We start from the raw sequence: 21,828 nt of genomic DNA on the forward strand, positions 1-21,828 counted from the left end.
TCCCGGTCCGGCCTTCGTGGCCGGGCCGGGAATCACTGTGTGAGGAGTGCGTTACACCTGGAGTGAGCGCCACCAGGATCCCCCTCAACGTCCTCGATCTCGCCAGCCGTCCGGCCGGAGGGACCAACTCCGACGCCGTCGCCGGCACCGTGCAGCTCGCGCAGGCCGCTGAGCGCCTCGGCTACGACCGGTTCTGGGTCGCCGAGCACCACGGAATGCCGGCCATCGCCTCCAGCGCGCCGGCGGTGCTGATCGCCGGAGTCGCAGCGGCCACCGAGCGCATCCGGGTCGGCAGCGGCGGCGTCATGCTGCCCAACCACGCCCCGCTCGTCGTCGCAGAACAGTTCGGAACGCTCCGTGCCCTGTACGGCGACCGCATCGACCTCGGAATCGGGCGCGCGCCCGGGACCGACGGGGCGACCGCGATGGCGCTCCGGCGCAGCGCCGAGGGGCTCGGCGTCGAAGACTTCCCGCAGCAGCTGCTCGACCTGTTCGGCTTCTTCTACGGCGGGGTGAGCGACGCCAATCCGCTGCACGGTGTGACCGCCATCCCGGGCCTCGGCGACGCCCCACAGATCTGGCTCCTCGGCTCGAGCGGATACAGCGCTCAGGTCGCTGCGGCGCTCGGCATCCGATTCGCCTTCGCCCACCACTTCGCTGGGGAGAACACCGAGGCGGCGCTGGACCTCTACCGTTCGCGGTTCGAGCCGAGCGACCTGCTCGCCGAACCGCACACGATGATCGCCGTCAACGTCGTCTCCGACGACGACCCTGAGACGGTGCGCGCGCTGTCCCTCCCGGGCCAGCTGTCGTTCCTGCGGATGCGCCGAGGGCTGAAGCCCGAGCCGGTCAGCGTCGAGGAGGCTCTCGCCTACGAGTTCAGCCCCCTGGAGGAGGAGTTCATCGCCAACCGGAACGCGCGCCAGGCCGTCGGGACCCCCGACGAGGTGAAGGCCCGGCTCGACTCCCTGCTGGCGTCGACCCAGGTGGACGAGCTGATGGTCTCGTCGGGGGCAGCGACCGTGGAGGGCCGCATCCGTTCGCTCGAGATCGTCCGGGAGCTGTACCCCGCAGCATGACGGACCGTGACGGTCGACCGCGCGGCGGTGCGCCTCGCCGGGTACCGTTGGGCCACATCCCCGTCCCGAGCAAAAGGCGGTTCCCACATGTCGCATCCACTCAACGTGGTCGGAGTGAGCGGAAGCCCCACCCACCCGTCGCGCACCACCGTGCTGGTCGATGAGGTCGCGCGCTCGTACGCCGACGCCGTCGGCGGGGTCTCGCGCACGATCCGGCTCGCGCCCCTGCTGCCGGAACTCGGCGCGGGCCCGTTCCGCAGTAGCCTCAGCCCAGTCGTCATCGAGGCGCTGGAGGCGGTCGAGAACGCCGACATCCTCGTCGTCGGCTCACCCGCGTATCGGGCCACCTACACCGGCCTCTTCAAGCTGTTCTTCGACCACGTCGGCCAGTACGCCCTCGTCGACAAGCCGATCGTCCTCACCGCCACGGGCGGCAGCGATCGCCACGCCCTCCTGGTGGAGCACCAGATGCGGCCCCTGTTCGGCTTCTTCCAGTCGCTGACCCTGCCCCTCGGCATCTACGCGGCCGAAAGCGACTTCGCCGACTACGAGATCAGCTCGCAGGACCTCCGCGACCGCATCGACACGGCGGTCTCGCGCACCCTGCCGCTGATCCGCTCGGACAGCGACGCGTCGCGGTTCCCGGAGCCCGAGTTCGCTCGTCCCGACGCGTTCTAGGATGCATGGTCGGGTGCGCCCCGCGCGCTCCCCAAACGCCGCTGCGGGGACCCCATTAGACAGCAGCGAGCAGTGAAAAAAGCCGGTGGGCACGTGATCGCTTCGCGATCCTCGTGCCCACCGGCTTTTTCACTACGTCGGGGTGACAGGATTTGAACCTGCGGCCTCTTCGTCCCGAACGAAGCGCGCTACCAAGCTGCGCCACACCCCGAAGGCCTCATCCAGGATACACGAGCGCAGCGCCGCTCATGACCACAGCGACCGCTGAACTGGGCTCAGGGTGCGGCGGTCAGGGTGACGAGCGTCGCCTCCGGCCGGCAGGCGAAACGCACTGGAGCGAAGATCGAGGTGCCCAGGCCCGCCGACACGTTGAGGTAGGCCGAACGGAAGGCGTGACGCCAGACGCTCAACCCTTTGACCTGGCTGCGCGGGACGTCGCAGTTCGTGACCAGTGCGCCGAACCCGGGCACGCACACCTGTCCGCCGTGCGTGTGCCCGGCGAAGATCATGGCGGCGCCGTAGGTCACGAACGCATCGAGCACCCGGCGGTACGGCGCATGGACGACGCCGAGCGTGACGGTCTGCCGCTCAGGGCGAGGCCCCTCGTCCGGCCAGGTGTTGTCGTCGGAGAACGGGTCGTCTTCGCGCAGTTCATCGAGTGCGCCCGGGATGGCCTCCACCCGGTCGAAGCGGATGTGCGGGTCGTCGACGCCGAAGAACTCCAGGTAGGTGCCTCGGACCTCGAGCGCCGCGGCCCGGTTGTCCAGGTCCAGCCAGCCGAGATCGCGGAAGAACGCGGTCAGCGATGCGGTGTCGAGTCGCGGCGCGACAGAGGGCCGCTTCTTCGACGGCCCCAGGAAGTACTTGAGCGGGTTCTTGAACTGCGGTCCGAAGTAGTCGTTGGAGCCGTGGACGAAGACGCCGGGGATGCCCTGGAAGCCCTCGTAAGCGGCTCGGACGCCTTCCAGCCCGTGCTCGTGGCCGAGCACGTCGCCTGTCTCGACGATCAGATCCGGCTTCAGGCGGGCGAGGGAGCGGATCCACTCCTGCTTGTCGCGCTGCCACGGAGCCATGTGCAGGTCGGAGAGGTGCAGCACGCGGATGGGCTCGGCGCCTGCAGGGAGGACCGGCGCGCTCACCTCTCGCAGGGTGTACGCGCGACGCTCGACCAGCGAACCGTACGCGAACGCCGCAGCGCCCGCCCCCGCCACGAGGGCCAGGGCGGACGCCGCGGGATGAAGACCTCCGCGAGCCACTAGCCGCCCGCGCCCGGGGTCGGCGCACCGCTGGCCGCTGAGAGCGCCAGCGTCACCTGGCTGCCCGGCTTCGCGGCCGAACCGCCCGCAGGGTCCTGAGACTGCACGGTCGCCGTTGGACTGTTGCCGCCCGCGGTCTTGACCTTGAATCCCGCCGCCGTGAGTGCGGCCAGCGCATCCCCGTACTTCTGACCGACCACGTTCGGCACGGCGACAAGGGACCCGTTGCTCGTGAAGAGCGTGATCGGGGTGCCCTTGCTCACCTGGGTGCCGGGCCCCGGATCAGTTCCGGAAATCGTTCCCGCCGGCGCCACCGAGTCCTGCGGTCCGCCGTCGGCCGAGTCGAGACCCAGGCCGGTGAGGATGGACTTCGCCTCGTCGGGCGTCTTGCCGGTCAGATCCGGAATGGCGACCTGTACGCCGCGCGTGAGCTTGTCGGGCGCCGCGGGGAAGTCGTCGCCGCCGTACTTGGCGACCGCGGCGGTCATCATGTTCCGCATGACCGCGGTACGAGCGATGGCGGGAGTGGTGCCGTGCGTCGGGAAGATCCGGCGCATGTCCACGTGGCCGGTGATGTTGCCGACCCAGTACGCACCGGCGACCTTCGTGGTGGCGGCGACCAGCCAGAGCTGCTCGTTGCCGTCCGTCGTGCCGGTCTTACCGAGCATGTCCTTGCCGGTGCGGTTCATCCCCGCGGCGGTTCCGCCCTGGAGCGGGCCCTGGAGCGCCTTCGCCATGGTGTTCGCGACGGCGGGGTCGACAGCCTGGGAGCACTTCGTGGCCGGCGGTGGGACCTCCTTGCCGGTGCCGTCGATGATCTTGTCGATCACGATCGGGGTGCAGGTCAGGCCGTTGTTGGCGATGCCCGCGAAGGCGGTGGCCATGGTGAGTGGTGCGATGTTGTTCGTACCGAGCACTGAGGCAGGGTTGCTGTCCAAGGGGGCACCGGTCGCGGTGTGGACACCGAAGGATTCGGCATCCTTCTTGATCTCGCAGAGGTCAAGCTGGTACGCCATCGCGACGAATGCGGTGTTGATCGAGTTCGTGGTCGCGTTCTGGGCGCTCCGGATGCCTTCCTCGCCGCCGGAGTCGTTGGTCGGCTTCCACGGGCCGCCCCAGGCGGCTCCCGGGCAGCTGTCCTTGAACCTCGACTGGTCGTAGGTGCGGACGTTCGCGTTCACGCTCTCGTTCAGCGAGTGGCCCTGCTTCAGCCACTCGGCGAGCGTGAAGACCTTGTACGTCGAGCCGACCTGGAAGCCGTTGGATCCGCCGTAGGCCTGATCGGTGGCGTAGTTCACCGAGGTGTAGTCGGTGCTGGTGTTCAGCACGTCGGGGTCCTGGCTGTACTTCTTGTTCTGCGCCATGTAGAGCACACGGCCGGTGCCCGGCTGCACGCCGGTCAGCACGCCACCGAGGTTGGCCCTGTCGTACGACGGCGGCACGTAGGAGGCGATGGTCTCCTCGGCGGTCTGCTGCAGCTGGAGGTCGAGGGAGGTGTAGATCTTGAAGCCGCCGCGGTTGAAGTTGGACGCGCGGGTGTCCTCGTCGGCGCCGAAGGTCGGGTCGTTGAGGATGGTCTTCTGCACGTAGTCGCAGAAGTACGCCGACCCGCCCGCGGTCTGGCAGCCGCGCACCGACGGGGTGATGACCGGCTGGATCGGGGTCTTGACCGCCTCGTCGTACTGCGTCTTGGTCAGCTTCTTGTACTGGTACATCTTCTGAAGGATGTAATCGCGACGCTCTTTGTTCTTCGCGTAGCCGTTGGCCGCACCGTTGTCCTTGGAGTCCGGACTGTCGATCTTCAGGCTCGTGGGCTCGTTCACGATCGCGACCAGGCTCGCCGCCTGAGCGGGAGTCAGCGCCGCGGCGGTGGTGTTGTAGTAGTAGCGCGCAGCCGCCTCGATGCCGTACACCGAGCCGCCGAATCCGGCGATGTTCAGGTAGCCCACCAGGATCTGGTCCTTGGTGAACTTCTTCTCGATGCCGATCGCGTACTTCATCTCCTTGACCTTGCGGTCAGGGGAGACACCGGTCGATTCGGTGACGCAGTCCTGGTACTTGGCCTTCTGCTCCTTGGACTTGACCGGGAGCGCCTCGCACTTCTGCAGGAGCACGTTCTTCACGTACTGCTGGGTGATCGAGGATCCGCCCTGGACGCTGCCGCCGCCGACGGTCGAGAGGACACCGCGGACGGTGCCCTGGATGTCGACGCCGCCATGGCTGTAGAAGCGAGGGTCCTCACCCGCGATGGCCGCATCCTTGGCCGCCTGGGAGATCTGGTTGAACGCGACCGGGAGGCGGTTCTGGGAGTAGAAGGTCGCCAGGGGCACATCCTGGTCGCCGTTCTTCGCATAGATGGTGGTCGGCTGGGCGAGCTGATCGATGTTCAGGTACTCCGGGAGACCTTCGAACACACCGATGCTGTTATTGGCGGCCATACCCGTGACCGCGATCGCGGGGGTGACGGCGGCGGTGACCAGAAGACCGGCCACAACACTCATGCCGATGAAAGCACCGGCGGCGCCGAGCACACCTCTAGCCTGTGGTTTTTGCGCAGACATAGGATCAGAGTAGGTGATGAACCTGCAAAATCCCCCGATTCGAGGAGCACGATGCCGCGCTGGGAGTACCTGACCACCCCGCTGATGATCCACAACACTGCAGCGATTCTGAACAACTGGGGTTCGGAGGGATGGGAGCTGGTGCAGGTCGTCACCGGCCCGGAGGGCGGCCTCGTCGCCTACCTCAAGCGCCCGCTGCAGGATGAGGAGCAGGCCTGATGGCCGACGTGGAGGCGCGTCTCGCGCAGCTCGGGATCGAACTGCCCGACGTCGTCCCGCCCGTAGCCGCATATACCCCCGCGGTCCTGGACGGCTCGTACGTGTACACGTCGGGGCAGCTCCCGATGGTGTCGGGCGCGCTGCCCGCCACCGGCAAGGTCGGCGAAGGGCACGGCCTCGTCTCGGCCGCCGATGCCAAGGAGTACGCACGCATCTCGGCGCTGAACGCCCTGGCTGCGGCGAAGAGCGTCCTCGGGTCGCTCGACCGCGTCCGCCGCGTGGTGAAGGTCGTCGGGTTCGTGGCGTCCGACCCCGCGTTCACCGGTCAGCCCGGCGTGATCAACGGCGCCTCGGAGGTGCTCGGTGAGATCTTCGGTGACGCCGGAGTGCACGCGCGATCGGCGGTGGGCGTCGCGGTGCTGCCGCTCGACTCCCCGGTCGAGGTGGAGCTGGTGCTCGCGGTCGACTGACGCGCCGCACGAACGAACGACGAAGGGGCGGCACCGCTGGCGCCGCCCCTTCGTCGTGCCCGCAGCTCGCTACGAGAGCTTGGCCTGGATCGAGCTCATCACGGCCGTGTCGGCGAGGGTCGTCGTGTCGCCGACCTCGCGACCCTCCGCCACATCCCGCAGCAGGCGCCGCATGATCTTGCCGGAACGGGTCTTCGGCAGCTCCGTGACGATGAAGATGTCGCGCGGGCGGGCGATCGCACCGATCTGCTCGGCGACGTGTTTGCGCAGCTCGGCTGCCACATCCATCGCGCCGGCCTGCTCCAGCTGGTTCTGCTTGATGATGACGAACGCCACCACGGCCTGACCGGTCGTCTCGTCGTTGGCGCCCACCACCGCGGCCTCGGCCGTGAAGGGATGCGCGACCAGCGCCGACTCGATCTCCGCCGTGGAGAGGCGGTGTCCGGAGACGTTCATGACGTCGTCCACACGGCCCAGCAACCAGATGTCGCCGTCCATGTCGTACCGGGCGCCGTCGCCGGCGAAGTACTTGTCGCCGAACTTCGACCAATAGGTCTCCTTGAAGCGCTCCGGGTCGCCCCAGATGCCGCGGAGCATGCTCGGCCACGGTTCGGTGACCACGAGCAGGCCGCCCTGGTCCTTGCCGACGGGTGTCCCGGTCTCATCGAGGATGTCGATGGAGATTCCGGGCAGCGGCACCTGTGCGCTGCCCGGCTTCAGCGTGGTCACTCCGGGCAGGGCCGAGACCATGATCGCGCCGGTCTCCGTCTGCCACCAGGTGTCGACGATGGGGGTCTGATCGCCGCCGATGACCTCGCGGTACCACATCCACGCCTCTGGATTGATCGGCTCACCGACCGAACCCAGCACGCGCAGGCTCGACAGGTCGAACTTCTGCGGGTGCTGCCGGCCGATCTTCATGAACGAGCGGATCGCGGTCGGGGCGGTGTAGAAGATGGAGACCTTGTACTTCTCGATGATCTCCCACCAGCGGCCGGGATGCGGGGTCTCGGGCGTGCCCTCGTACATGACCTGCGTCGCGCCGTTCGCGAGCGGGCCGTAGACGACGTACGTGTGCCCCGTGATCCAGCCGACATCGGCGCTGCACCAGTAGACGTCCGACTCCGGGTGCAGGTCGAAGACGAATTTCTGCGTGAAGGACGACTGCGTCAGGTAGCCGCCCGAGGTGTGCAGGATGCCCTTCGGCTTCCCCGTCGTGCCGGAGGTGTACAGGATGAACAGCGGCTGCTCGGCCGGGAACGCCTTCGCGACGTGGTCGGCATCCACCAGGGCGATCTCGTCGTGCCACCACAGGTCCCGGCCCTCGGTCCACGCGACCTCGTTCTCGCCGCGCTTCACGACGAGCACGTGCTCGACGGTGGTCGCCTCGCCGGTGAGGGCTGCATCCACGGCGTCCTTGAGCGGGAAGACGCGGCCCTTGCGCCAGCCGCCGTCCGCGGTGATGACGAGCTTCGCCTCCGCGTCGTCGATCCGCGACCGCAGGCTCTCGGCGCTGAACCCGCCGAAGACCACCGAGTGGACGGCGCCGATCCGGGCGACGGCCAGCATCGCGATGACGGCCTCCGGGATCATCGGGAGGTAGATCGCGACGCGATCCCCTGCGCGGATGCCGAGGCTCGTGAGCAGATTGGCCGCCTTCTTCACTTCGGCCGTCAGCTCGGCGTAGGTGATCGAGCGCGAGTCGCCTGGCTCGCCCTCCCAGTGGATCGCCACACGGTCGCCGTTGCCGGCGAGGACATGGCGGTCGAGGCAGTTGTATGCGACGTTGAGCTCGCCGTCGTCGAACCACTTGGCGAAGGGAGGCTCGCTCCAGTCGAGGGTGCGGGTGAAGGGGGTGTGCCAGTGGATCAGCTCGCGTGCCTGGTCCGCCCAGAAGCCCAGGCGGTCCGCGGCCGCGCGCTCGTAGAGGCCGGCGTCGGCGATCGCGTCGGCGGCGAATTCGTCGCTCGGCGGGAATCGGCGGGCTTCGTGGAGCAGGTTGTCGATTGTGTTGCTCATGGGGAGTCTTTTCGCTCCTTTGCGATGCGGTCGTTTCGAGTCGTGGCGCGACAATGCCTGACTCTACAACCTGCTGTGAGGGCCGCCCCAGAAGACTTGCGTTTGCATCGATTCTGCGTAAACTGGACCCCGGCCGAATGTAAATTCGTGCGTGCGGCGCAATCGATTCCCCCCAATCCTGCGCCGCAGTGGCCGCACCTGTTCCCCCCAATAGGTGCGGCCCCCCTCTTTTTAACGCGGATTTCCGCGCTGTGACTCGTCCACAGGTCAGCGATCTGCTCGGTTGTCCACCGTTCTCGGTGATGACGACCGGCCGGCCGTCTCCCTTCGTAGCCTCGCCGCATGACTACTGACGGCATGACTACTGACCGCATGAGTACTGACGAGAGCGGCGACGAGTCGCGCGAGCCGGGGCTCTGGCGCACCTTCGGGCCGCTGGCCCCGTACCTGTTGCGCCCGGGCATCACGGACCTGTTCCTGACCGGTGGGGGCGAACTGTGGAGCGACGGGCCGCCTGACGGCCTGCGGCGCGAGAACGGGTGGCGTGCCGGCCCGCAGGAGGCCCGGGAGTTGGCGGTTCGCCTGATCGCGGCGGGCGGGCGGCACATCGACGAGGCGACGCCGTTCGTCGACGTTCGCCTGCGAGGGGGAGTCCGCGTGCACGCCGTGCTCCCACCCGTGTCGACCGGCGGAGCCCTCCTGTCGATTCGTGTGCCCCGGCGCAGTCAGCCGTCTCTCGACGACCTCGTCGCGGGCGGCGGGATGCCGTCGGCCGGCCGTGACCGGCTCCTGGCGGCCGTGCGCGCCCGGACGAACCTGCTCATCACCGGCGCCGGCGGAGCGGGCAAGACGACCCTGCTTGCGGCGCTGCTGGGCAATGCACCGCCGGGGGAGAGGATCGTCGTGATCGAAGATGTCGCCGAGCTCCGCATCCAGCACCCGCATGTGGTCGGGCTCGAGACGCGCCAGCCGAACCTCGAAGGCGCGGGAGGGGTCGACCTGCGACGTCTGGTCCGTGAGGCGCTGCGGATGAGGCCCGACCGCCTGGTACTCGGAGAGTGCCGAGGAGAAGAAGTGCGCGATCTCCTCGGAGCGCTCAACACCGGTCACGACGGCGGCGCAGGCACGATGCACGCGAATTCGCTCGAGGATGTGCCCGCGAGGCTCGAGGCGCTGGGCGCGCTCGCCGGGCTCGGCGAACAGGCGCTCGCGCGTCAAGCGGTCAGCGCGATCGGGCTCGTGGTCCACCTGGAGCGAGTGGACGGTGTCCGGCGCCTCTCGGGATTCGGCCGGCTGCGCCTCGACCGGGAGGGGCGGCTGACCGTCACGGTGGACGCCCCGGGCAAGGCCTCGGAGTGAGTGAGACACCGGGTGAGGGTCGGGGAGGCCGATTCCGTCGCGAGTGCGGACCGTGAAGCGGCAGAAGCCCGGCGAGGCAGCCGACGCGACGGCAGCGCTGGCCGAGTCTCTCGCAGTGCTACTCGACGCGGGGTTGAGCCCGCGATCGGCATGGACAGCGACGGCAGCGCATCGCGTGCATCCCGTCGCGGCCCGCGTGGTGAGCGCGCTGGCGAGTCAGCCGTCGTGCGCGCGTGCGCTGCTCGACGCGGCGAGCACGGAGGACGTGCGCATGATCGCTGCCGCCTGGAGGGTCGCGGAGCGCTCCGGCGCGCCTCTCGGGCACGCCCTGCGGACGGTCGGCGAGACGCTGCGCGATGTCGCGGAAGCCGAGCGGGAGGCCGACGTGGCACTCAGCGGACCGCGTGCGACCGCGCGGCTGATCTCGTGGCTTCCCGCGGTCGGAGTCGCGATGACGGTGGCGCTGGGTGCCGACCTCATCGGTACCGTGACGTCGACTGCCGGTGCGCTGGCGGTCGGGACGGGGCTGCTGCTCCTGTTCGGCGGGCGGTGGTGGATGCGCGCACTCGTGGTCGGCGCGCTTGCCCGCAAGCACACGGCCGGTCAGTTGGAGGAACTCGTCGCCGTTGCACTCGCCGGCGGCGCGTCCGCAGAGGCCGCGATCGAGACCGCACGGGCGGCGACGGCCGCTGCGGGGCTCCCCGCGAACGACGACGGTCCCGTACGGGCGGTGATCGACCTCGCAGCCTCCGCGGGCGCACCGGCCGCGGAGTTGTTGACAGCGGCGGCGCGCCAGCAGCGACGCTCCGCCCGCGCCGACGCTCGACGGTCTGCGGCGACGCTGGGCGTGAGGCTGCTGCTCCCGCTCGGCCTCTGCGTGCTGCCCAGCTTTCTGCTCCTCGCCGTGGCGCCGCTGGTGCTGTCGCTGCTCTCGTCCACAACGACGGGCCTCTGGTGACTTCTGCACAGATGAAGGGGATGCCCTCTCTGCCGGCGGGCCCGGACGAAGGATGGAAACGGAAGCAGAACGACGAGAGGGGCTCCCATGGTCCAGGTGATCGAGAAGGTACGCAGTATGCAGCGGCGGCTGCGCGAGGATCGGGGCGCGGCCACGGCGGAATACGCGATTACGATCCTCGCCGCGGTCGGCTTCGCAGGCCTCCTGGTCGCCTTGCTGAAGGGCGACGAGGTGAAAGCCATCCTGTCCGAGCTGGTGCATCGTGCACTCTCCGGTGGGTGAGCCGCAGATGAGTCACAGAACGCGTCGGCGAAGGTGGCGCTCCGACCGCGGCAGTGTGACCGCCGAGTTCGCCGTCGCACTGCCGGCAGTGCTCGCCTGTCTCGCACTGTGCGTTGGCGCTGTGTCCGGCTCCGCTCAGCTGGGTGCGCTGACAGCCGGTGCTGCAGCGGCAGCCCGGCTGGCGGGCCGGGGCGACGATCCGGCGGCGGCCCCCATCCCGGGCGGAGCGGGGATGGGCGTGGAACGGGCCGGGAGCACGGTCTGCGTGCGACTGACGGCGGCAGAAGACGCGACCCTCAGCCGGATCGGCGTTCGGTTGAGCGCTCGGGCGTGCGCGCTGGACGAAGGAGGTGCACGGTGACCGAGAGCCGCCTCCGGCGCTTTGCACGCGCAACGATCCTCGACGACCGGGGGAGCGGGTCTGTCCTGGCGCTGGGCATACTGTGCGCCGTGCTCACGCTGGCAGCCGGGGCCTTCCTGGTGGTGGGCGCAGGGGCGGCACACGCTCGGGCGGCTGCCGCTGCCGACCTCGCGGCGCTCGCCGCCGCCGACATCGTGAGCGGACGCGCTCCGGGCGTGCCGTGCGACACGGCAGCATCCATCGCGGAGGCGAACGGCGCCGGCCTCGCCGCCTGCGACCAGGCGGGTGTGGTCGTCACAGTCACCGTGGCCGTGCCGTATGCCGGTCTCAGCGCATCCGTGTCCGCGCGAGCGGGACCGCCCCGCGGAGCCGAATGGAGTCCCGGGTGACGTGCGTGGGGCCCGGAGTCAGTCGAAGACGGTCTCGAGGTAGCGGTACGAGACGGCCGTCGGTCCCCGGCCGTGGCCGTCGTCGGATGCGAACTCGAGTTCGGCACCCGAGGCGCGGATATAGAGGTAGTGCTTCGAGCCCTGTAGAGCGGAGATCTCCAAGCGAGGTCGGGCGTCTCCGGAATCGAGGAAACCGGTCGAGATCGTCTTTCCCTCGAGAGGACCGTCGATCAATTTGGCGGTGTACGTCGTCGTCGTTGCCATGCCCTTATTGTCCTCCGGAGCGTCGACGCGGCATAGACCTCGGGTCGTGCTCCCGCGGCTCTGAGGCGCGGACGCCGCGGAATTGCGAACTCTGCGCCCACGGCGAACGTCGATGACTCGATTAGGCGGACAAGCGGTGAAGGTGTGTATGGTTTGCCTGTCGGCCGCACGGACCACGTCTCGAGTGGATCGGCGTCTGCAGGGGGAGCGCGCCACGCCGTCCGGTCGGAACCCGACACAGTCAGCTGTGGCGACACAGTGCGTGCATATTAAGAGGAGTCAGGTGTCTGACACGAAGAAGCTCGTCATCGTCGAGTCACCGAACAAGGTGAAGTCGATCGCCCAGTACCTGGGCGACGGCTACGAGGTCATGGCCTCGGTCGGGCACATCCGCGACCTCATCGAGCCGAAGAACCTGCCCCCGGAGCTCAAAAAGGGGTCGCTGGGGAAGTTCTCGGTTGATGTGGAGAACGAGTTCGAGCCCTACTACGTGGTATCCGACCAGAAGAAGAAGACGGTCGCCGACCTGAAGCGCGCGCTCAAGAACGCCGACGAACTCCTCCTCGCGACGGATGAGGACCGCGAGGGCGAAGCCATCGCGTGGCACCTGGTCGAGGTCCTGAAGCCGAACGTTCCCGTCAAGCGGATGGTGTTCCACGAGATCACCCGCGAAGCGATCGAGCAGGCCCGCGACAACACCCGCGAGATCGACACCGCGCTGGTCGACGCGCAGGAGACCCGTCGCATCCTCGACCGGCTCTACGGCTACGAGGTCTCACCGGTGCTCTGGCGAAAGGTCGGCCCCGGCCTGTCCGCGGGCCGCGTGCAGTCCGCTGCGACCCGTCTCGTCGTCGACCGGGAGCGTGAACGCCTCGCATTCGTGCCGGCGTCGTATTGGGGGCTGACAGCCCAGCTCGCACCCGAGGGTGCCAACCCGTTCGACGCCAGGCTCGCCCGGCTCGACGGCGACCGCGTCGCAACAGGCCGCGACTTCGACGACCACGGCCGTCTCACCTCTGGGGCACGCACTCTCGACGAGGCATCCGCGACCGCGCTCGCTGCGGCGATCCGCCAGCCCAGCACCGACGTCGCCGTCTCGAAAGTCGACTCCAAGCCGTACTCGCGCCGGCCGGCAGCGCCGTTCACCACCTCCACCCTCCAACAGGAGGCGGCGCGCAAGCTCCGCTTCTCCGCCCGGCAGACGATGAGCGTCGCACAGACCCTGTACGAGAACGGCTACATCACCTATATGCGCACCGACTCCGCGTCGCTGTCGCAGCAGGCGACGAACGCGGCGCGGACGCAGGCAGCGAAGCTGTACGGTCCCGAGACCGTTCCGGTCAAGCCGCGCACCTACGCCTCCAAGAGCAAGAACGCCCAGGAGGCCCACGAGGCGATCCGTCCGTCCGGCGAGACGTTCCGCACGCCGGCCGAGCTGGAGCGCTCGCTGCGCGGACCGGAGTTCAGGCTCTACGACCTGATCTGGAAGCGGACGGTCGCCTCCCAGATGGCCGACGCCAAGGGGCAGACCGCCTCGGTGACCGTGCAGGCGCGCGTCACGGACGGTCCGCTCGATGGTTCGGTCGCCGAGTTCACGGCGAGCGGCACGGTGATCACGTTCCGCGGCTTCCTCAACGCCTACGAAGAGAGCAAGGACGAAGAGCGCAACGCGTCCGACGCGGCAGAGGCCAAGCTGCCGCCGCTCACCGAGAAGCAGCCCCTCAGCGTTCAGGATGTGGCGGCCGACGGCCACGAGACCACGCCTCCGCCCCGCTACACAGAGGCGAGCCTGGTGAAGAGCCTGGAAGAGCTGGGGATCGGGCGGCCCTCGACGTTCGCCAGCATCATCTCCACCATCATCGACCGCGGCTACGTCACCCAGCGCGGCCAGGCGCTCGTGCCCAGCTGGGTCGCCTTCTCGGTCGTGCGGCTGCTGGAGGACTACTTCGGCGACCTCGTCCAGTACGACTTCACCGCCGAGATGGAGGACGACCTCGACCGCATCGCCGACGGCGCGGCAGAACGGGTCGACTGGCTGAACAGCTTCTACTTCGGAAGCGACAAGCACAAGGGCCTCCGCAGGGTCATTGACAACCTCGGCGAGATCGACGCGCGGAGCATCAACTCCATCGCCATCGACGAGGGCGTGACGCTCCGCATCGGCAAGTACGGCCCGTATCTCGAGGTCGCCGACCCCGAAGCGGGTCCCGATGCCCCGCCGCGACGGGTCAACATCCCGCCGGAGCTCGCCCCCGACGAGCTCACGCCTGCCAAGGCGCACGAACTCATCGAGGCCCCGGTGCAGACCGACCGCGTGCTCGGTGCGAACCCGGAGAACGGTAAGCTCGTCCTCGCCAAGGACGGGCGCTTCGGCCCCTACGTCACGGAGGCCGACCCGGAAGAGGAGCCCACCGCCGACGCCAAGACCGGCGAGGTGACGGAACCGGCGAAGCGCACCAAGAAGGCGGCAGCGGCGAAGCCGCGCACCGCATCCCTTTTCAAGTCGATGGACCTCGGCTCGATCGATCTCGACACCGCACTCAAGCTGCTCGACCTGCCCCGCGTCGTCGGAGCCGATCCCGAAAGCGGAGACGAGATCCAGGCGCAGAACGGTCGCTACGGTCCGTACCTGAAGAAGGGGACGGACACCCGTTCCCTGCCGAGCGAGGACGACATCTTCGAGGTGGACCTCGCGGGCGCCCTGGAACTCTTCGCTCAGCCGAAGTACGGCAACCGTCGTGCCTCCAGTGCGCTCAAGGAGTTCGAGGCCGACCCGGTCAGTGGCAAGCCCATTCGCGTCAAGGACGGCCGTTTCGGCCCGTACGTGACCGATGGCGAGACGAACGCGACGATTCCGCGCGGCGAGACCGTCGACGAGGTCGACTTCGCCCGCGCCGTCCAGCTGCTCGCCGACAAGCGCGCCAAGGCCCCAGCCAAGAAGCCGGCCAGGAAAGCCGCCCCGGCCAAGAAGCCGGCCGCCAAGAAGCCGGCTGCGAAGAAGCCCGCCGCGAAGAAGACCGCCGAGTGAGCGGGGGCCTCTTCATCACACTCGAGGGCGGCGACGGCGTGGGGAAGTCCACCCAGGCCGCCCTGCTCGAGGAGTGGCTGAGAGGGCTCGGCCGCACCGTCATCCGCACCCGTGAACCGGGGGGGACCGACGCGGGGGTCGAGATCCGGGAGATCGTTCTGCACCACCGCGGCGACATCGCTCCGCGGGCGGAAGCTCTGCTCTACGCGGCCGACCGGGCGCACCACATCGCGACCGTCGTCCGGCCGGCGCTGGCGCGCGGCGAGGTCGTCGTCCAGGACCGCTACATCGACTCCTCGGTCGCCTACCAGGGCGCCGGGCGGGTGCTCGACGCGCAGCAGATCCGCGACCTGTCGCTCTGGGCGGCCGAAGGCCTCCTGCCCGACCTGACCATCCTGCTCGACCTCGACGAGGATGCCGCACGCGCCCGCCTCGACACCGCCCGCACCCGCTACGACCGGTTGGAGGCGGAGCGATCCGACTTCCACGCGCGCGTCAGAGCCGGCTACCTCGGGCTGGCCGAGCAGGAGCCGGACCGCTTCCTGGTCGTCGACGCCGGACGGCCGGTCGAGGAGATCGCGGCCGAGATCCGCGACCGGCTCGCCGCCCGCGTCTGACCCGCGGAGCGATGGTGTCCGCGGTGCCAGCTAGCCTGGAGACCATGACGGTGTGGGACGACCTGACGGGTCAGGACGAGGCGATCGACGTCGTCCGCGCTGCCGCAGAAGGCTCGGGCGCCGGCGATTCCGGTGGTGCGCCGGGCCGCGGGATGACCCACTCCTGGCTGATCACGGGGCCGCCCGGTTCCGGCCGCTCGAACCTGGCCTACGCATTCGCTACGGCGCTCCTCAGCCCCGGGACGCCGGAGGGCGACCTCGCCGCGGCGCGCCAAGTGCAGGCACGCACCCACCCCGACCTCGCCGTGCTCAGCACGGAACGCGTGATCATCTCCATCGACGAGGTGCGTTCGCTGGTCGCCAGCTCCCAGTTCGCCCCGTCGGTCGGGCGCTACCGGGTGATGGTGATCGAAGACGCCGACCGGATGACGGAGCGCACCTCCAACGTCCTGCTCAAGGCCCTCGAGGAGCCGCCCGAGCGGACGGTCTGGATCCTCTGCGCGCCGAGCGACGCCGACCTGCTGCCGACGATCCGCTCCCGGGTCCGCACGGTGCGCCTCCGCGTCCCGACCGTCGGCGACGTCGCCCGCCTCATCGAACGACGCGACGGGGTGGACGCCGAGACGGCGGAACGCGCCGCGCGGCACGCGCAGAGCCACATCGGCATGGCGCACCGGCTCGCCACCCACGAGGAGGCCAGGAGCCGCCGCGACCGGACGCTGGAACTGGCCCTCGGCATCCGCTCGGTGTCCGGCGCGGTCCTCGCAGCCGCCACGCTGCTTGAGATCGCGGGCGCCGACGCCAAGGCGATCACGGAGGAGCGCGACGCGGAGGAGCGCGAGCACGCGCTGCGCTCCCTGGGCATCGAGCCCGGCGGAACGATCCCGCCGGCCCTTCGCGGGCAGCTCCGGCAGCTGGAGGACGACCAGAAGCGCAGGGCCACCCGCAGCCTCCGCGACGGGATCGACCGCATCCTGGTCGACCTGCTCTCCCTGTACCGCGACGTCATGATGATCCAGCTGGGCAGCGAGAGCGAGCTGGTCAACCGCGAGCTGCGACGTGAACTCGACGCTCTCAGCGCCCGCACGACTCCGGCCGCTACGCTCGCGGCGATGGATGCTGTGGCGACCGCGCGCGAACGCATCGACGGCAACGTCGCTCCGGCCCTCGCCCTCGAGGCCATGCTGACCACGATCCTGCGCGGGACCAACGCGCGAAAGGGGACCGACCTGTGATCACCCGACCCGGCCGCCCGGCTCGCCGGCACGCCGCACGCACGGTCGTCGTCGCGCTCGCGGCGATCGTCGCACTGACGCTCACCGGTTGTGTGACCTGGTTCCTCCCGCAGAAGACGGTCACCACCTCCACCCCCACGCGTGACGACGTTCCGGCCGCCCTGCAGCCGTACTACGGCCAGGTGCTCACCTGGACCGACTGCTCGGACGGCAAGCAGTGCGCCACCGCACGGGCGCCGCTGGACTGGAACGACCCGGGTGCCGGCGAGATCAAGCTGGCCCTCATCCGCCAGCCCGCCACAGGCACCAAGCAGGGGTCCTTGCTGACGAACCCCGGCGGCCCCGGAGCCTCCGGCTTCGACTTCGTGAAGGACTCGGTCGACTTCGTCGCCGACAAGACCCTGCAGAAGCACTTCGACATCGTCGGGTTCGACCCCCGCGGTGTCGGGCGCTCGACCGCCGTGAAGTGCTATGACGCCGAGAAGATGGACCAGTACCTCTACGGCATCACGCCCGGCCAGCGGGGGTCCGACCAGTGGATCGCCGAGAACACGACGATCGCCAAGGACTTCGGGGAGGCCTGCCAGAAGAACACGGGTGCGCCCCTGCCGAAGCTCGACACAGTGAGCGCCGCCCGTGATCTGGACCTGCTGCGCGCGACCCTGGGTGACAAGAAACTGAACTACCTCGGCTATTCGTACGGCACCTACCTGGGCACCGTGTACGCCGGCCTGTACCCGGGGAAGACAGGGCGACTCGTGCTCGACGGGGCCCTGGACCCGGCCGCCTCCAACTTCGAGGTGACCGAAGTGCAGGCGAAGGGATTCGAGAGCGCGCTGCGGGCGTACCTCACCGACTGCCTGACCCGGAAGGACTGCCCGTTCAGCGGGACGGTCGACGACGCCATGGGTACCGTCGGGCAGCTGCTGGCCGCCGTGGAGAAGAGCCCCATCCGCAACTCGGACGGCCGCGAGCTCGGCGCGAACACCCTGGTCACCGCGATCATCACCCCGCTGTACGACGCGACAGCATGGTCGTACCTCGACAAGCTGTTCGAAACGGTCATGAAGGGGAGCGCCGCGGTGGCCTTCACGCTCGCCGACACGTACAACAACCGATCATCCGATGGCACGTACTCCGACAACTCCACCGAAGCGTTCGTCGCGATCAACTGCCTCGACTACACCTACGACGCCGACCCGGCCCTGATGCGTCAGCAGGCCGCAGAGCTCGCGAAGGCGGCCCCGGTGATCGGCCCGTACATGGCGTACGGCGACATCGGTTGCGCGAACTGGCCCTACAAGGCCACCGGCCAGCGCGGCCCCATCTCGGCGGACGGCTCCGCGCCCATCCTCGTCGTCGGCACCACGAACGACCCCGCGACGCCGTACGTCTGGGCGAAGAACCTCGCCTCCGAGCTCCAGAACGGCCACCTCCTGACATACAAGGGGGAGGGGCACACGGCGTACAACAAGTCCAACTCGTGCGTCAATGACACGGTCGACGCCTACCTGGTCGAGGGAACTCTTCCCGCGCAGGGAAAGACCTGCTGACCGCACCCCGGTAGAGTGGTGCAATTTTGCAGAGAATGAAATAATCGAGGCGTGTCAGTGGCCCCCGATTCCACACTGAGCGAGCTGGGACTCCGCGAGCGCAAGCGCATCGCGACCCGCCGTTCCATCCAGCTCGCCGCCGTCGAGCTCGCAAGCGAGCGCGGCTTCGACCGCGTCACGATCGATGAGATCAGCCACGTCGCCAACGTGTCGCCGCGCACCTTCTTCAACTATTTCCCGTCGAAGGAGAGCGCCATCATCGGCGAGCTGCCCGAGCTCCCCGACGAGGAGAGCATCGAGAGGTTCATCGCGGCCGGCCCGGCCGAGCCCATCCTCGCAGGCATCAGCATTCTCCTCACCGCGTCGATCGACGTCGGCGACACCGGAGGCAGTGGCCCGGGGGAGACGGATGCCGGTCCCGTCAGCATGCAGCAGCTGCACACGCTGCGCCGGGCGCTCCTGAAGGACAACCCGGAACTGTTCGCGTTGCGGATGGCCAGCATGCACTCGTTCGAGGATGCGCTGAGCGGCGTCGTGCAGCGGCGCCTGGCGCACGACGATCCGGCTTTGGCCGACGATCCCGAGGCGCTCCACCAGCGGGCCAGATTGGTCACCTACGTCGCCTTCGCGGGGATGCGGCACGCCTGGTCGTGCTGGGCCGATCACGGGGGTGTCGAGCCCCTCGCCGACCGTCTGCGCAGCTCCTTCGAACAGCTCGCCGCCCTCGGCAACCAGGTCCGCTGAGCCGCCGTTCGTCCCTGTACTCACGCCCGCGCAGGATCGGGTAAGCTATCTGACTGTGCGCCGGGCGGAAGCCCTGCCCACGCCGCCCTAGCTCAGTCGGCAGAGCATCTCACTCGTAATGAGAAGGTCAAGGGTTCGATTCCCTTGGGCGGCTCCATATCATCACTTTCGCTCCCCGCGCCCCGACCTGGTCGAGTGGTCCTCCCACGGGGTGGATATGTCGGGCGAGGTCGAGAAGAAGATCACCGGGACACCGAGTCGGCCGGCCGCAGCGTGAAGGCGTCGAAGGACAACCCGCAGTACCTCGTGAAGAGCGGCAAGAGCGGCAAAAAGGCGGGTGCACAAGCCGGGCGCACTACATAAGAAGAGGAAATGACGAACGGCCCGCGGGTCCCCCGATCCGCGGGCCGTTCGCCGTCCCCCGTTGTTCCCCCTTTTTCTCTCCCCCTGGTCTGTGTCAGCCGATCGAGTCGACGTGGTTGCCGCTGACGCTGACGAGGTATCCGCCCATGAACTTCCAACTCGGCCAGCCCGTTCGCTCGATCGACCAGAGCTTCGTGCCCGTCGCCAGGTCGTAGGCGGCGCCTGGCTCCGAATAACCGGCGTACGCGTACACGTTGGTCAGTCCGAACAGTTCGATGCCCGTGGACGCCGAGGGGAAGTTCCCGACCGCGGCGCCTGTGGCTCGACTCAGCTCGCAGTGATCGGTTCCGGACCAGAGCACGAAGGCGTCGTTGGCGGCGTCCAGCATCGCCCGCTCCGGACCGTAGCCGTTCGTGATGCAGGTCGTCGGTGTCGGCACGCTCCACAGCTGATCGCCCGTCTGTTGGTCGAACAGGGTGATGGTGGCCCCGTCCGCGACGAAGAACTGGCCGGTATCGGGTGAGCCCAGCACCTGGTCGCCGGGGGCGGAGGCAGTGAAGAAGGAGCCACCGGGCGCCAGACTCTTCGTCCACACCGGACGACCGTCCAGTCCGAACCCCGTGAGATCGAAGGACGTCCCTTGAGACCCATACGGCTGTCCCACCAGAATTTGACTCATCGTGCTGACCTGCTGGCCCGAGACGGTGGTCGGCTCACCCGTCTCCAGGTCGATGAAGGAGGCCTGGTACGTGCCGTTCGCCAGGTTCCAGCCCTGGGTGGTTACCACGGACGAGCCGGGCACCGGTTCGTCCAGCCACGATTCGACCTTCCCGAGTGAGGTCGACCACACCGGTTCGGCCGGCGCGGTCGGGCGAACCCGCGTGACCGTGTCCTCGATCTCCCGGCCGTCGGCCTCCAGCTTGTGGGTCAGAACGAGCACGTCGCCGGAGTCGCCAGGCACCGCCTGCATGTCCCGGCTGGGATCGAAGTTGTCGCCACCGGGGTGGAACGACGCGACGGTCGCTCCTGTCGCGAGATCGAGCACGTCGTGCGGCCCCGCCGTGGGATACGGGCTGACGAACGCGGCCCGGCCGGAGGTGCCGAGGACGGTGAAGCCGGCCCGGTAGTCGAGTGTCTCCATGGTGAAGCGCCACTCGCGCTGCCACAGCACGGTGCCGTTCGAGGTGTCGACCAGGGTGACGCCGTAGTCCTCGTCCTTCTGGCTGCCGCAGTCGCCGCCGCCCTCGTACTCCTTCGGCCGCATGCCCGAGACCAGCACCGCGCGCGCGTCGCTCAGGGTGAAGGTGCTGATTCCGGTGCAGTCCGTGACGCCGGGCAAGTCGAGTGACCAGCGGGTCGTCGCCCGCAGGTTGTTGACGTCATGGGGCTCGATGACGCCCGAATCGACGAGCGGCGGGGCCGTCGGCGTCGGAGCCGGCGTCGGAGTCGGCGTCGGAGTCGGCGTGACGGTCCGGGTGGGCGTCGGGACGGGAGCGGGCGGAGTGTCGCCGCCGAGGTGGATGATGCCGGTGAGGGCGAGCGCGGCCGTTCCACCGGCGAGCACGATCGCGACGCCGGAGAGCAGGCTGGTGAGCAGGATCTGGAAATGCTTGCGGCGGCGCGGCTCATCGGCGACGGTGTCGATCAGCAGTTGCCGGATGGCGGCGCTGCGCTCGGGAGTGAAGTCCGTGGTGCTCATCGTGCACCTCCTTCGAGGATCGTGGAGTCGGTATCGGTTGCGGTGGCGAGCGGCGAGGCCAGCTCGGTGAGCCGCTTGCGGGCACGGGAGAGGCGCGACTTGACGGTGCCTTCCGGCACTCCGAGGGCGTCGGCCGCCTGTGCGGTGGTGAGCTCCTCGAGCACGCAGAGCGTTATGACGTCCTGGTCGCGCTTGCTGAGATTCGCGAACGCGTCCCGCACCGCGCGATCGCGGCCGGCGCCGTCGAGCGACTCGTCCACCGCGGGAGCATGGTCCTCCTGCGGGGCCGGGGCCGGGATCTTGGCGAGCGCGGTGCGGTACCGGCGCTGGCCGCGGGTGTAGTTGCGGGCGGCGTAGTTCGTCGTCACCAGCAGCCAGCCGATGATCGACCCGTCGACCAGGCGCACGGACTCGCGCTTGCGCCACGCTTCGAGGAAGACGACAGCGGTTACATCCTCGGCGTCGTGCCGTTCTCGCACCAGCCGCAGCGCGTGGCCGAAGACGCGGTCGCGGTGGCGGTCGAACAGCGACGCGAACGCGGGACCGTTCCCACCGCGTGCCGCCGACCAGGCCGCGGCCTCGTCGAAATCATCCCTGCTCATACCCTCTACTGTCCGGACCGGCCCGGATGGTTCCATTTTCGGGCACCGGGAAAATTGCAGCATTCAGAAGCCCGGGTAGCCTACCCCGATGC

General features: G+C 68.9%; 21 protein-coding genes and 2 tRNA genes. 16 read left to right on the forward strand and 7 right to left on the reverse strand.

Annotated elements, in window-relative coordinates:
- Positions 1 to 62: 62 nt before the first annotated feature.
- Together AB7E03_RS17520 and msuE are read left to right on the forward strand one after the other, a co-directional pair.
- Positions 63 to 1,079: an LLM class flavin-dependent oxidoreductase gene (locus AB7E03_RS17520; RefSeq protein ID WP_489942600.1), complete on the forward strand. Its 1,017-nt coding sequence runs from the start codon at positions 63 to 65 to the stop codon at positions 1,077 to 1,079.
- Positions 1,080 to 1,166: 87 nt separating this feature from the next.
- The gene (msuE, locus tag AB7E03_RS17525; protein ID WP_441783738.1) at positions 1,167 to 1,757 is read left to right on the forward strand and encodes an FMN reductase; all 591 of its coding nucleotides are present in this window, start codon (positions 1,167 to 1,169) and stop codon (positions 1,755 to 1,757) included.
- A 137-nt stretch (positions 1,758 to 1,894) separates the two neighbouring features.
- On the opposite strand, the gene AB7E03_RS17530 is transcribed toward msuE, so the two are convergent.
- The 3 genes from AB7E03_RS17530 to AB7E03_RS17540 form a co-directional block, all read right to left on the reverse strand.
- Positions 1,895 to 1,968: transfer RNA gene (locus AB7E03_RS17530), tRNA-Pro, on the reverse strand.
- A gap of 64 nt (positions 1,969 to 2,032) precedes the next feature.
- On the reverse strand, positions 2,033 to 3,013 hold the full coding sequence (locus AB7E03_RS17535) for a metallophosphoesterase (protein ID WP_489942601.1): 981 nt from the start codon (positions 3,011 to 3,013) through the stop codon (positions 2,033 to 2,035).
- The gene (locus AB7E03_RS17540) at positions 3,013 to 5,544 is read right to left on the reverse strand and encodes a transglycosylase domain-containing protein (protein ID WP_489942602.1); all 2,532 of its coding nucleotides are present in this window, start codon (positions 5,542 to 5,544) and stop codon (positions 3,013 to 3,015) included. Before AB7E03_RS17540 ends, AB7E03_RS17535 begins: the two co-directional genes overlap by 1 nt.
- 81 nt (positions 5,545 to 5,625) lie before the next feature.
- Here AB7E03_RS17540 and sp36 point away from each other — a divergent pair, with 81 nt between their 5' ends.
- The gene (gene sp36, locus AB7E03_RS17545) at positions 5,626 to 5,793 is read left to right on the forward strand and encodes a Sp36 family protein (RefSeq protein ID WP_489942603.1); all 168 of its coding nucleotides are present in this window, start codon (positions 5,626 to 5,628) and stop codon (positions 5,791 to 5,793) included.
- Positions 5,793 to 6,263 (forward strand): RidA family protein, encoded by a 471-nt coding sequence (locus tag AB7E03_RS17550; RefSeq protein WP_489942604.1) that lies wholly within the window; start codon positions 5,793 to 5,795, stop codon positions 6,261 to 6,263. The genes sp36 and AB7E03_RS17550 overlap by 1 nt, the downstream gene beginning before the upstream one ends.
- Positions 6,264 to 6,332: 69 nt before the next feature.
- Here AB7E03_RS17550 and acs read toward each other — a convergent pair whose 3' ends face one another.
- Complete coding sequence (acs, locus tag AB7E03_RS17555) at positions 6,333 to 8,282, reverse strand: acetate--CoA ligase (protein ID WP_489942605.1); 1,950 nt, start codon at positions 8,280 to 8,282, stop codon at positions 6,333 to 6,335.
- Positions 8,283 to 8,654: 372 nt separating this feature from the next.
- Between acs and AB7E03_RS17560 the strand changes: the two genes are divergently transcribed.
- The 5 genes from AB7E03_RS17560 (at position 8,655) to AB7E03_RS17580 (ending at position 11,631) form a co-directional block, all read left to right on the forward strand.
- Positions 8,655 to 9,641 carry a TadA family conjugal transfer-associated ATPase gene (locus AB7E03_RS17560; protein ID WP_489942606.1) on the forward strand — a complete coding sequence of 329 codons (987 nt, stop codon included), beginning with the start codon at positions 8,655 to 8,657 and terminating at the stop codon, positions 9,639 to 9,641.
- 52 nt (positions 9,642 to 9,693) lie between these two features.
- Positions 9,694 to 10,599, forward strand: a complete 906-nt coding sequence (locus AB7E03_RS17565; RefSeq protein ID WP_489942607.1) for a type II secretion system F family protein — start codon at positions 9,694 to 9,696, stop codon at positions 10,597 to 10,599.
- An 87-nt stretch (positions 10,600 to 10,686) separates the two neighbouring features.
- Entirely contained in the window at positions 10,687 to 10,881 is a 195-nt protein-coding gene (locus AB7E03_RS17570) for a DUF4244 domain-containing protein (RefSeq protein ID WP_489942608.1), read from the forward strand.
- A 55-nt stretch (positions 10,882 to 10,936) separates the two neighbouring features.
- Positions 10,937 to 11,242 (forward strand): hypothetical protein, encoded by a 306-nt coding sequence (locus AB7E03_RS17575; RefSeq protein ID WP_489942609.1) that lies wholly within the window; start codon positions 10,937 to 10,939, stop codon positions 11,240 to 11,242.
- Positions 11,239 to 11,631 (forward strand): Rv3654c family TadE-like protein, encoded by a 393-nt coding sequence (locus tag AB7E03_RS17580; protein WP_489942610.1) that lies wholly within the window; start codon positions 11,239 to 11,241, stop codon positions 11,629 to 11,631. Before AB7E03_RS17575 ends, AB7E03_RS17580 begins: the two co-directional genes overlap by 4 nt.
- An 18-nt stretch (positions 11,632 to 11,649) precedes the next feature.
- Here the strand turns inward: AB7E03_RS17580 and AB7E03_RS17585 are convergent, their stop codons facing one another.
- Positions 11,650 to 11,895, reverse strand: a complete 246-nt coding sequence (locus AB7E03_RS17585; protein ID WP_489942611.1) for a hypothetical protein — start codon at positions 11,893 to 11,895, stop codon at positions 11,650 to 11,652.
- 283 nt (positions 11,896 to 12,178) lie between these two features.
- Between AB7E03_RS17585 and topA the strand changes: the two genes are divergently transcribed.
- The 7 genes from topA to AB7E03_RS17620 all read left to right on the forward strand — a co-directional run bounded on the left by topA (position 12,179) and on the right by AB7E03_RS17620 (position 19,435).
- Positions 12,179 to 14,923, forward strand: a complete 2,745-nt coding sequence (gene topA, locus AB7E03_RS17590) for a type I DNA topoisomerase (RefSeq protein WP_489942612.1) — start codon at positions 12,179 to 12,181, stop codon at positions 14,921 to 14,923.
- Entirely contained in the window at positions 14,920 to 15,540 is a 621-nt protein-coding gene (gene tmk, locus AB7E03_RS17595; RefSeq protein ID WP_489942613.1) for a dTMP kinase, read from the forward strand. Before topA ends, tmk begins: the two co-directional genes overlap by 4 nt.
- A gap of 44 nt (positions 15,541 to 15,584) precedes the next feature.
- The gene (locus tag AB7E03_RS17600; protein WP_489942614.1) at positions 15,585 to 16,775 is read left to right on the forward strand and encodes a DNA polymerase III subunit delta'; all 1,191 of its coding nucleotides are present in this window, start codon (positions 15,585 to 15,587) and stop codon (positions 16,773 to 16,775) included.
- Complete coding sequence (locus tag AB7E03_RS17605; protein ID WP_489942615.1) at positions 16,772 to 18,328, forward strand: alpha/beta hydrolase; 1,557 nt, start codon at positions 16,772 to 16,774, stop codon at positions 18,326 to 18,328. Before AB7E03_RS17600 ends, AB7E03_RS17605 begins: the two co-directional genes overlap by 4 nt.
- Before the next feature lie 51 nt (positions 18,329 to 18,379).
- Positions 18,380 to 19,072, forward strand: coding sequence for a TetR family transcriptional regulator (locus tag AB7E03_RS17610; protein WP_441783754.1), 693 nt, complete (start codon positions 18,380 to 18,382; stop codon positions 19,070 to 19,072).
- 81 nt (positions 19,073 to 19,153) lie between these two features.
- A tRNA-Thr gene (locus tag AB7E03_RS17615) sits at positions 19,154 to 19,229 on the forward strand.
- 116 nt (positions 19,230 to 19,345) lie between these two features.
- Positions 19,346 to 19,435 (forward strand): hypothetical protein, encoded by a 90-nt coding sequence (locus tag AB7E03_RS17620; RefSeq protein ID WP_489942616.1) that lies wholly within the window; start codon positions 19,346 to 19,348, stop codon positions 19,433 to 19,435.
- A 94-nt stretch (positions 19,436 to 19,529) separates the two neighbouring features.
- Here AB7E03_RS17620 and AB7E03_RS17625 read toward each other — a convergent pair whose 3' ends face one another.
- Entirely contained in the window at positions 19,530 to 21,134 is a 1,605-nt protein-coding gene (locus AB7E03_RS17625; RefSeq protein WP_489942617.1) for an outer membrane protein assembly factor BamB family protein, read from the reverse strand.
- Positions 21,131 to 21,736, reverse strand: a complete 606-nt coding sequence (locus AB7E03_RS17630; RefSeq protein WP_489942618.1) for an RNA polymerase sigma factor — start codon at positions 21,734 to 21,736, stop codon at positions 21,131 to 21,133. Before AB7E03_RS17630 ends, AB7E03_RS17625 begins: the two co-directional genes overlap by 4 nt.
- Between the last annotated feature and the right edge of the window lie 92 nt (positions 21,737 to 21,828).

This window comes from Leifsonia sp. RCC_180, assembly GCF_058138205.1.